5 protein-coding genes are annotated in these 12,298 nt (G+C 35.8%); all 5 read right to left on the minus strand.

All coding sequences use genetic code 11. The features are described from left to right. Positions 1-280: 280 nt before the first annotated feature. Positions 281-2,110 (minus strand): hypothetical protein, encoded by a 1,830-nt coding sequence (locus RMB13_RS02000; protein WP_311084265.1) that lies wholly within the window; start codon positions 2,108-2,110, stop codon positions 281-283. Positions 2,111-2,346: 236 nt separating this feature from the next. Continuing rightward, entirely contained in the window at positions 2,347-4,101 is a 1,755-nt protein-coding gene (locus RMB13_RS02005; protein ID WP_311084266.1) for a hypothetical protein, read from the minus strand. 298 nt (positions 4,102-4,399) lie between these two features. Beyond that, complete coding sequence (locus tag RMB13_RS02010) at positions 4,400-6,631, minus strand: hypothetical protein (protein WP_311084267.1); 2,232 nt, start codon at positions 6,629-6,631, stop codon at positions 4,400-4,402. 187 nt (positions 6,632-6,818) lie between these two features. After that, on the minus strand, positions 6,819-7,550 hold the full coding sequence (locus RMB13_RS02015) for a tetratricopeptide repeat protein (RefSeq protein ID WP_311084268.1): 732 nt from the start codon (positions 7,548-7,550) through the stop codon (positions 6,819-6,821). 6 nt (positions 7,551-7,556) lie between these two features. Continuing rightward, positions 7,557-12,257, minus strand: a complete 4,701-nt coding sequence (locus RMB13_RS02020; RefSeq protein ID WP_311084269.1) for an RHS repeat-associated core domain-containing protein — start codon at positions 12,255-12,257, stop codon at positions 7,557-7,559. Positions 12,258-12,298 lie beyond the last annotated feature (41 nt).

Genomic DNA, 12,298 nt, shown 5'->3' on the forward strand with positions numbered 1-12,298 from the left:
GCCTGTAGTTGTGGTTGATTGAGTACAAGTTAGTCATTGTTCCAGCTTTAGGCCATTGGAATCTACCTTCTTCTAGCTACCTTACACACAGCCAAATACCGAGTCCCTCATGCACTAATACTTTCATATACTTCCATTTCGTTTACCTTTATTGATAAAATCTAATTTTTCATTTATAAAAAATAAAATTATTATTAATAATTAAAACTTATATCATAATACCTCTTTAGCTACGACCATTAAACAAAAGCACCCATTTAGGCGCTTTTGTTAATATTAATTACACTTTAAATTTATATTTAAACAATCCAATTAAAAGTATGTTTGATGCTAACTTAGCAGAAAAATCTAGAGGTGTATTTAATACCAAAAGATTCGCTCTTTGTTCAATATTAGCAGTCACATTAATCACAATATTATTGGAAATATTGAAGCCAGTTGACTGAGTAATTAGACCATGGCCTGAAATATAGTTCGAGATTACTGTACGTTCTGGAACACCAGGAACAGGTAATGTAATTGATAGCTTTCCGCTTGTAAGAGCTGAACTAAGTAAAATTGAGAATTCAACAGTAATATATTTGCCTTCGACACTATAATAGCCAACAGAATCTGCAATAGTTAGATCCGGATTTATAGCACCATTAACTAATATATTGGGAGTATACGAAAGTCTTTCATCTGGAAAATTATTATCAGTCGTATTATCACGAATAATAATAGTGCTATTAACAGAAACAGGTCCATCAATCCACTTTTTGGAATATGATGATTTTGAACTAAATGTGTTATTTATGATTTTTAGATTTTCTGGTTGGAGTGTTGCTTGGAGTACACAAGCATTATTCTGTAGATCACCAAAACCATCAAATATATTATTTAAAACCTTTATATTCTTAGCAATTCCAGTTGTTTTAACCACACCAAAAACTAGATCTTTTGCAGTTGTACCCATAATCAAAAGACCATCTACGTCCGTATATCTATGAACAAATGAAATCCCTTTATCACGTGAATTTGCAATATTGTTTTTATTAATAAAATTTGTCCATGTGTTATTGAGATCCTTAACATCAATAGCTCTAGGTACTGATACAACACCTTCGTATGAGCTTGATTTAAAACTAGCAATAGCAATGTTATTAGAGAAGGTTGGCTTAATTAATGTACAATCATCAGAATAAACAAGCCGACCCGCAATAGTTATCTCATTATGAGAAATCGATAACCCATTGATATAGTCTTTGATAGCATGTGTTCCTGTTATTTTTACAAGAAGTGAAGTAACATCAAAACGGTTATTGTGAATTTTAAAATGCCGCATCCCACTCTCTAGAGAGTGCATAGCTGGGGTATCACCGGCAACAATTAAATCAGAATCACAAGCAATTTCAAGAAAGCCATTTGCTCCACCCATTCCAGCTCCGCCATTTCTAAAAGTAAAACCTCGACCTGAAACACGAGCAAATGAGTTGTACCAAGACACATCACAATCATCAAAAACTGCATCAATATCTAAATATTTATACAAGAGTTTAAAGCGAAATATATATGGTATTGCTGGATTATCTGAATCAGGATAGACAGCTTTTAGTGAACCATTAAATCTTATTGAACGATATCTGGTATATTCAGATAGAACTTCAATTCCATTTCCGGTGGGATCAAACCATAGATTAGTCGAAGAGCCATCCCCGTACATTTCAAATCCAAAGCCACTATTAGGGGCCAATATTGTTAAGCTTGATAATCTAAAATTTCCACTTGGGATATACATAAATCGCTTACCACCTTGTCGCATGGTGTTTTCATTCGACATGATGTAATCAATACATTTTTGAAAAGAAACCGTATCGTCATTACCTATTTGATTTGTAGCGTTCCAATTCCCATAGGCACCAAACATATACACATCTGGCACTACAATATTTTGACGAACCCAACCTTTAAGGACTAAACCACCATCATTTATTACTGATTTTGTTAAGTCAAAACTGAAATTCCCACCTCCTTTTCCTTTACCAAGATAATAGGACTTCACATATACGGTTTGACCATTTTCAGGATTTTGAATATTCAATAATTCACTAATACTTTCATATACTTCCATTTTTAGTTACCTTTATTAATAGAGACAAAGTTATTTATTCGAGTACCACATTTTGATTATTCCAATTGAAATGTTTGCAAAACTTTCCCTCCAGATTATAAGCAATAAAAAAGCCCAATACTTCAAGCAAAGGGCTTCCTAATTTTTTACAAATAAGACATTTCATTAATATTATTACTTTTTGTAATTTTATATATCTAAAAATATTAAAAAACAGATCGATATATCGCTCCAGGTCATTTACGAATGATAAATTGATACTCTAAGTTATTACCGCCCGTTACATCATTTCGAAGCCAGAGCCAACCATTGGTATCGATATATCCCCATATATTAATTGTATTGAGCACGCCTTCCGCATAATAAGCAGTAGACAATTGTGTAGGTGAATTAGCATTTGTTGATACAGATGACTTTTTATAACCAGCAACAGCTGACTCAAAGTAACGGTCATAAGCTGGGTTTGTGCAAATTGCTTTTTCAATAAAGAATCGGCCACAATCCCCTACATAAGCAGATTTTTTATAAGTTGTACCAGTAAAAACAACCTTAGAATAAATTGTACGGTCTACCTCACGATATCCTGTAGATGTATATTCAGACAATAATCGTGAATCGGATAATTTATATGGAAAGTCCTTGAAGTAATCGTTGAATGTACAATTTTCAAAGCTTACATTTGGCGAGCTGATTCGAGATAAGAACGTATACTTTTCAGCCTCAGCTTGTGTTCTATTACTGAATGTTTTTTCCCAATCAAAACCAACGAATTTAATATTTGATTCATAGTCGATTTTGATTTTTGGCACTGTAGTTGAAATATCAGCTGTATTATAACTGCGTCCAGTAATCACAACACCACGGCTATTTGTAAAGTAAAATTCCGTTCCTTTGTGATTCTCAACAGATGCCAATAAACGTGTTGAATGAGTCAAGGAACCTTGAATAGCATTAGCACCATCTGGTGAGCCTGTACCACAGCCATCAGCATGTACAGATAAATCTGAATAAGTGAGTGCTGAAAGATCAATACCGACACCCTGAGAGTTCGTAACATAAAGATTACGTCCCGTTACTGATGTACCGGATATAATCCCAATACCAAGTGAGACAGTATTATCCGTCAAAATATTGTTAACTTGGGACATCCAGCAATCAGTTTGGAAATACCCTTTATCACACCCAACTGCCCGTAGGTCATTTCGACTTCCATAAATATTTGCTCGTAAATAGAAGCCATAACCTGTTCCAGCAACTGAACCATATCGATAAACAGAAATACCTTCAACACGATCATACATACCGTATAAATCACCATCTTTAGGGCATGCAAAAATAACTGCATCAATATTATCCGTAAGATAACCACTACCCACATGATTAGTCGTAGTTTTGATGAATTCAGTTGCTCCACGTCCTGCACCTATTAATTTTGGTACTCGATAGTAGACAGAGGTTCCTTGTGCAGCATGGATTTTAGAAATGATAATAGGATTAGTCGTTCTAAAAGTACCTATCCCAATTTTAACAGTGCGAGGCAAATTGAATGACGCTGCATAATACAATGCCTGATTCACTGTTGCACAAGACCATACAAATGTTGAATCTTGACTCAAGCCATAATTCTCGGCATCAATTTCAGAACTACCGTCAATGCGAACCCAACAACCATTTCCTGTATTGGCAGGGTTGTAATAAGTATTAAAATTAGCAAAAGCTGGTAAAGTTATTAATGGATCAATAGTGTATCCACCGTCATGCTTACTTTTACTTTCTGTTCCGTTCCATACAAATAAACCGCCACCAGTCCTAGGATTTATTAATCCAGACATTGGGGGATGGTAGGATAAAACTCGAACAATCTGACCATTTCTTCTCGTGACCACACTAATAAGATCATTAAGTGTATTAACCACTTGAATAGTTTTATCGTTAATTTGTTCTTGGTTTTCTAAACCATCAATTACATCGATTGCATTTACTGTTGCCATTTTCTCACCTATTTGGAATTAAGATTCAGAAGTACTTAGAGAAAAGTGATTGAAATAGTTCTAATTTGAAACTTTTCATACACTAAATATAACTATAAGAATGTATATTGAGTCGCCATTTATGAGTCCTCTACAGTTGTTAATTTTTATATCAGCCCATGTCAACCGTATGGAAATTTTTAAATTGATTGTATTTACTACCATTTCTGCTATGCGAGTTGTTTGATCGTTCGTGCGTGCTTTACAATAAAAAAAGCCCATAGCTATTAAGCTAAGGGCTTAGTAGTTTTTTTGCAATTTAGTTTGAAATCATTCCAATATATTGAAGATTTGTTGCATTCACTGTAATAGTTGCTGTTGTTCCAGAAATGCTTACGGAAACTGAACTACCTGAGGTTGGTAAGGCTGCTATTCCACTCTGAGAGATATCAATAATTACATTATCGGTTTTCAAGGCTCCAGTTACTCCTGATTTAACAATTAACCCTAAATCACCAAATGCCTGCAATGAAAAGTTAGCTGTATTCGATGTACCATTGCCAACATAAAAATCAAAATATTTTTTCCCATTGAACCTACAATTGGATGTGCTTATAAAATGTAAATCATTTCGGAAAGCATTAGCATCAGCATATGTAAATTTCATATCACGCACTAAAATTCGATCTTTTGCTGTACTTTGCGCATCAAAATAAACAGAATCATTCGTGTTTTCTAATTCACCTCCACTAAAATTCACAATTGGAGAGAACAAGCTAAATCCCCCTGAATATTCTCTATATTTAGCAAGCTTGGAGTTAGTGATGTTAAATACCCCATCTGCTTTATTAATTAGAGTTGCAGGTGAGTTATCAAATCCGCGTAACTTTTCAATGTTGGCATAAACTTTTGTCCCTACACCTGCATTATCTAGAATATTCAGCGTACCCACTGGTGTATCAATAATTTCAAGAATCACACCTTCGTTTCGCTTTGCGAACCTATCTAAATAGATACTTAAAAAATCATTATAGTTAAACTTCAGGTTATCTATTTTGATATATCGAGGTAGCTTAATACTTGAGCTAGCTGGAGATTGATTCGAATCAAAAAGTGCCATTAATACATTGGATTTAACAATTCCGCCATTGATCACAAAAGTCTCAAAGAACTCATGACGAATTGGACTTCCTGCTGGAATAGTATTGAGAGCATTCCGTTGACAGCGAGCAAATGCAATTTCAGCATTTAACTCACCTTCAATAATTGGATTGGTAATAATCAAGTTACCATTACACCAGCCGCCAGTATCATCACGACTACGTAAGATACCGTCATTTTGATAGGCTTTTCGCAATAAGAAATGAGGATTCTCAATAATAAGATCCCCTATCATCGTTACCAAAATTCCCCAGTTTCCAATTGTGCAGTCTTTAATTTTTAAATAATCATGACATGGCTTATGGAAATCAATTCGATTAAGCTGGCTGTTCTCAAAAGTCACACGCTTACAGTTATTAAAACCTATAGCTCCCCAACCATAGCCATCTGAGCAAATGTTACTTAACTTCATCTGAAAGTTTTCACCTGCCCAAACTGTATAATTTGAATCATTATTACTATTAATAAATACGCTGGATGTATCAAGACCATCAATTTCGATATCGTGACAAGTCGTTTCAATTCCTATTTTAGATTTTATATTCGTTGCCAAAGAACTATCATCATGAAAACGAAAACCTGAAAGTCGATAACGGTTCCCATTTTTAACTCTAACAATAGTCAAACTACTAGAAACTAAAGTTTCATCAATTGATAATCCTTTACCAATAAACTCAGTATCAGCAACTTTTTGAGATTTAACTTGAGTTATGGCAGACATATCAAAATCGTAAAAAAAGGTTGATGCCATTTGCCCTTTCTTATATACGCGATTTAACTCAAATCGTGTCATTGTATCGCCACGATATAAGTACATTGGAGTCGAAGCATATATTGTTATAAAACTGTCATTAAGGGTTGTATCACTCTCCAATACAGGAATATAGGTCGCATTTGCTGACAAAATTCCTTGTGTTTTTAAGAGTGTTACAATTTCACTTGTGCTGTCATAGATGGTTATCTTAGCTCCACGATCAACTACAAATCCACCAGAAAAATTAGGACCAAGCTTAAAGACCGTTCCAGTCAAATCGTAATCAAAACCTATTGTGATTGATTCAGCCCCATCTAAATAATATGTTCCACTGAAATTCCTTAAGGGTTTCCTATAGTTTTTAGATGCTTCAAAAGCTTTAATGATCTTGTCATCAACAGGCACATTACCCTCATTCTCAATCGAGAGCATACTAAAATCAATGTAATCATTAAGCTGCCGAACCCAACCATTAATAATTACAATTTCATCATTCTGTTGAGCTTTTTCTGAATCATAAATAAAGTGACCACCACCACGGTTTTGTCCTGAATAGTATGATTTCACATACACAGTTTGACCATTTGCAGGATTTTGAATATTTAATAATTCACTTATACCTTCTACTACATTCATTTTTAGTTACCTTTAATTTGTGAAAATTGAGACTTCTCTTCTGCTGACATTTTGGTACATTCTACCTCATGTTCAGGAGTTTCGATTTTGAGAACAAAAGCCGAGCAAGAAACTGTCTATAAATTAAAAGTAGGGAGTCGAGTTGAAAAATACCTATCAAATTCACTATAACAACAAAGCTTTTCATTTATTCTTGTCTAATAACATTTAAATTATTAATCGCATTCAAATGACCCTGTTTAGCCGATTTTTCATACCAGTATTCAGCTTGTTTTTTATCTTTTTTTACATAAATACCTTTCTCAAAAAAAACCCCTAAATTATATTGTGCTTCTGGATTACCTAATTCAGCAGATTTTTTCGAAAACTCAAATGCTTTTTCGTAATTTTCCTGATCTAAGTACATTTTCGACAACCCATCATATGCTCGTGAAGGGTTATCTTGAGTACCTAATAAGTACCAACTTTCTGCCTTTTCATAATCTGGTAATTGACTAAAATCTTTGCTCCTATATAACTCCGCCAAATTTACTTTAGCGTCTTTATTTCCTAATTTATTCGCTTTTAAATAGTATTCCTCAGCCTTTTCAAAATCTCTTTCTCTACCCATTCCTGCATAAAAAATCATTCCTAAAGAATTTAATGCTTCATTATTATTAGATTTTGCTGATTTTTCAAACCAATAATAAGCTTTATCAAAATTAGGTTGAACTTTTTCAGCGCCATTAAGGTATACCCAACCCATTAAATTTTCTTTTTCATCCAAAGTTAATTCTTTAAGATCGAATATCTCACATTGCTTACTAATACTCCCAGCTTGCTTGCACTCTTCTTCTAAAGTAAGATTTTTGTCATTTCTATCGAAATTTGTACAAGATAGTAATCCGCTAACGGCTAAAAATATTAAAAATTTTTTCATAAAAATCTACCTACAATAATTAACAGCAGTACAAATTGAACCAGTAGCTCCTGCACCTGCTCCAACTATCACATTACCTGAATATGTTTGAGAGCCATCTGTATTCTGGCAAGCTTGCGCGCCTCCTCCAATTAGTGCAGCACCTTTAGCACTACCACAAACGGAACCACCAGTAGAAAAACCAGATGAAGTATTTGTATTTGTATAGCTCTGCCCACCACTACCATAAGCACTTGCCTCAGCTCCTGCACTACCACAAACTGTTATTGCTATACATTGCATAATTTTTCCATATTGATCTTGTGTATGTCCTCCACCAATACCAACTGACGCTCCAGCAATAGCTGTTACTCCTAAATTTACATTTGACATTGTTGTATAAGGAACATGTGTCGCGGCTTTTACTGGCGCTGGTGGTATCATTACCTGATTTCGATAAGCGGTGTCATTCTGCATTCTCCAGTTATGTTCAGACACTTTGGCCCTCCCATATTCCATTAGTCCAGGAGGAAATGCATTTGCCCAATCTAGCCCCATTGGATCAACCCATTGATTTGGGTCACTTACATAAGTAGAAGTATTCATACCTCCCTCTAACCCAATCGGATCTTTACTGATATATCTTGCACTATAAGGTTCATAATAACGATAGCGGTTATAATGCAGCCCTGTTTCTTGATCGTAATATTGCCCTTGAAAGCGTAAATTATTTTCTTCGAATGGGTTATCTTGATTTAATTTTTTAATTTCTAATGCCGTTCCCCACGTATCTTGTAGAATTTCCCAGACACATTCTCCTCGGGCATCCGTCATGCTTTGTGGCATTCCCACCTGATCACAATGGTAAAATGTAATTTGCTCTAAATCAGTTCGCTTTTTACGAAGATCACGGTTCCAAACGGGGTCTTTATAAATAGAATATGGTTTTGTTTGATACTCCTGATAATCAGGAGTCTCTATCAGTTGAATGAAATCCTGATAACCTGCTTGTAGTAATGGAACAAAACTATCAGGCTCATAAATATAATGTTTGGTATAACTGGCCTGTTCCGATTTGAGTGATTCCCATATCATTAAATCGCCATCCCAACCAAATAATGTGAATGCATTGGCTGTCTTTTTGTAGAGTCGGCGACCAAATACATCGTAACCATATTCTGTAACGAGACCATTATTATCGCTTCGAACGAGCCTGTTTTGATTATCCCAAGTCAGTTTCAGGTTTTTACCCGCTTGAATCATCTCTATCACATTACCTTGAGCATCGTATTGGTAATGTTTACCTTTATAACTTCGAATAAGGTTATTCTTAATTTGGCTTGGACTGAATCCCGAGTCAGAGTCAATCAAGTTACCCGCTGGGTCAAAGCTAAAGCGCTCTGCTTTAGCTGCACTTTGAGCTGCGATTAAACGCCCAATGGAGTCATATTGATAATTAACTTTCCCCAAACGGCTATCTTCAACTTGACTCAGCAAGTAGTTTTCATCGTAGTGATAATGTCTATGTGCTTGGTACTGTAAATAGTCTTGGGTGTCTTGCTCCGGTTGAATGAACTGTGAACTCAACAACCCTACATCATTATACTGTTTGCTTTGAATGAGCCCATTGACTAATCGTCGTGTTGTTTCTCGATGCAAATCATCACGTTGAAATGAAGCAATCTCTTGATGATTTAAACCTATTGCATAAATGTATCCTGAACCATAAACAAGATGATTTAATGTTTGGCCATCAGGTCGAATTGTTTTAATTAAATTTCCAAGCTCATCATATTCATAGCGCAATACTGCTGTGAGTGGTTGAAGCCCTGAAATTTTATAATGTTGATGTTCTCTAACCAATTGTCCAAGCGCATTGCGATAGAAGTCAATTTGGCTAACATCATTACGGGCTCGGCTCAGTTGACTATTGAGGTTATAGTCAAATTGTTCTGTTTGTTTCTGCCCGGTATGTAAATGAGTAAAGCTTTTTGATGCAATCTGTCCATCTGCATAATAGTCGAATTGGGTCAGAATATTGGGTTGACGGATTTGAAGTAACCTGCCGTTTTCATTGTAATTATAGTGCTTTTCCTCTCCATCAAAGGCTTGCTCACGTACCAAATATCCATACGAGTTATATGCAAACACGTATTCTGCCTGATTCTGATTGATCAGCTTTTGGATACGTCCTTGTTTATCCCATTGATAGGCTATGCGATGTCGATTGGCATCAATACGCTGCGCTAACAAGCCAACTTGATTGTACTGATACTGCGTGACCAAGCCTTTCGTATCCGTATGTTGAAGTAAGCGTCCTTCTTCATCATGTTCAAAGTGTTCTTTTAGCCCATCAGGATAAATAATTGTTTCTAGCTGGTCCTGGTTTTTACCGCTATAGATAAATTGTACTTTCTGCATATCGGCATTATTTTGAGAAAGTAATTTTCCACTTTTATCATATTCCCAGTAACTACTTTTATCAGAGCAATCAGTATATGACGTCATCTGTCCCAATTCATTATATTGAATTTTCTTAACACCACCTTTTGCATCAATGACCTCAACCAATTGATTATCATTATTGTATTTATATTGCGTCATCTGCCCTAATGGGTTGATCTCTTTACTGACATGACCTCGAGTATTATATTCACGTTTCCAAATGTTACCTTCAGCATCTTTAATTTCGATTGGCATATTATTTTTATCATATGCAAAACGAATCACACCGCCATTGGGCTGGACAATTTTAACAAGCTGATCTTGATCATTATATTCTTGTTGCGTCTCTCGCCCTTCAAAATCAATTTGACGAGTAATGCGCTTTTGCCCATCACGGCTGTACCATGATTCACGTCCATCAGCTAAACGAGTTCGATATGTGAATCCATTAAGGTCAAAGTAATAGTAAGTTGGAACATCATAAGCATCGTAAACCGCCACTTGACGTAAGCGCGGATGCCATTTTAGTTTGGTATGGAAACTGCCATCATCTGCCCATTCTTCGATTGCTTTCGCTTTGGCATCAGTGGATTCATAACGGATATTTTGTCCACGCCCTGTACGGTCTGTATAGCGTGTTAGTTGATGGAATGAGTTATATTCATAGGCTCTTATATGACCATTCTGGTCAATAACTTGAATCAAGTTACCTTGGGTATCATAGTCATAACGCGCTAATGGTTCAGCTTTATCATCTATAAACACCGCCATGATTTTAACTTGCTCATTAAAAGCAAATTTTAATTGGTGTTCGGCATGCTCTAATTGAAAGTCAACACTTTGCAGATAAGCAACTTCATCCCAAACAAGGTAATTTAAATTGATCTTTTCTTGTGTTTTTTCATTAAATTGTTGAATGAGTTGATAAGGCCCTCCAACTGAAAACTGATGGAATTGAAAAGTCCATTCCCCACCAAAGTTTAAAAGCAAATCTCCATTTTTAAGAGGCTGAATCATCCATCCTTCATACGGAACTTCATAAGCTTCAAATATAATAGATGCAGGCAATTGATGCTTACGCCCCTTACTATCGATAAATAAATAACCTTGGGCAGTCTGTTGAATCATATTGGAAAATGGCATCATCCAGCGCGCACCGATCATACTCTGCTCAAACTCATCCATTTGTGAGTTATATTGGCGTATAAAAGAAAAACCTATTTTTGGTAAATAGAAATCTGCATGTTGAACCCGCTCAGCACCAATTGAGTAGCTAATACTTTTTCCTGATTGTGAATCATCCCCCTCACATGGTGGAGCATTTAAAGCATCTGCCTGTAAACTCACAAACTCTAAAGTATCTCCTTTGGTATGCTGTTCATATTCACCCGTTTGGTTAATAGGCACACTCGCATTACCTTTATTTTCTAATGCTTGTATCGCTTTTAATGTTTCTTGTAATAACCATGCCAATGTATATTTTTGGCCCGCATTTGCTTGTTGTTGTAAGGTTTGGCTTAAAGTTGTTACAGCTTGAGTGGCTTCTTGTTGTAAACGACTTTGAATATTCGGTTCAATCTTAGGGGTTAAATTTGCTTGGGTGGGCTTCCCTAATAAATCAATCAGTGGAACGGCCCAGTTAGTAAATTTAAGTTTTGGGTCTCGTTTCTCTGCACTTGCACCTGCTTCAGTGCTTATTCCTACACTTATACCTGTTGTAGGGGTCGCCATGCTCTGTAAGATGCTGTTGCCCAGTGTTGTAGCACTGGTCAGTAAACTGCTTAATTTCGCCTGAGTTTCTTCTAAAAAGTTCTCTAGATCTCCAGCAATCATGGCATTCAGGTGTAATCCTAAACGCTTAATATCCGTTTCTTTAATTTTTCCATTTTCCGGATATAAGCATTCTGCCATTAAACCAAACATTGGACGTAATGCCATGCGAGCATGTGCTTCGTTATTGGGTTCTAAAAATAAACCAATTAGATTTGCAGCAAGAAGGGCCCCACGCTGTACAGCGATATCTCCAGTTTTTCTATCCGTTGCGTACAACATGAGGTCGAGTACACTACCCGTCAATGCAAAAATATTAGCCACTGTTGTTATATTGGCTTTAACTTTGATCTGTTCTAATGTTGTGTTACCACACACTTGTAAATAAAGCTGCACCTGACTAGCGATCATTTGCAAGTCGGCTACATCGGTCACGCTGTTTAAATTAAAAACAGCAAGTTCAACAGTAGGTTGTTCTTTCATTTCTTTCTGTTGTGTATTCTCTTTAACCATCAATATAAAACCTTTAAATCATTTAATGACAACAATGCTGA

Origin of the sequence: Acinetobacter sp. V102_4, assembly GCF_031799005.1 — a bacterium.
In the GTDB taxonomy this organism is placed as follows: Bacteria; Pseudomonadota; Gammaproteobacteria; order Pseudomonadales; family Moraxellaceae; genus Acinetobacter; species Acinetobacter calcoaceticus.

Coding starts and splice junctions, on each gene's coding strand:
- RMB13_RS02000 (WP_311084265.1), bottom strand. CDS start 2,110: ATGGAAGTATATGAAAGTATTAGTGAATTATTGAATATTCAAAATCCT.
- RMB13_RS02005 (WP_311084266.1), bottom strand. CDS start 4,101: ATGGCAACAGTAAATGCAATCGATGTAATTGATGGTTTAGAAAACCAA.
- RMB13_RS02010 (WP_311084267.1), bottom strand. CDS start 6,631: ATGAATGTAGTAGAAGGTATAAGTGAATTATTAAATATTCAAAATCCT.
- RMB13_RS02015 (WP_311084268.1), bottom strand. CDS start 7,550: ATGAAAAAATTTTTAATATTTTTAGCCGTTAGCGGATTACTATCTTGT.
- RMB13_RS02020 (WP_311084269.1), bottom strand. CDS start 12,257: ATGGTTAAAGAGAATACACAACAGAAAGAAATGAAAGAACAACCTACT.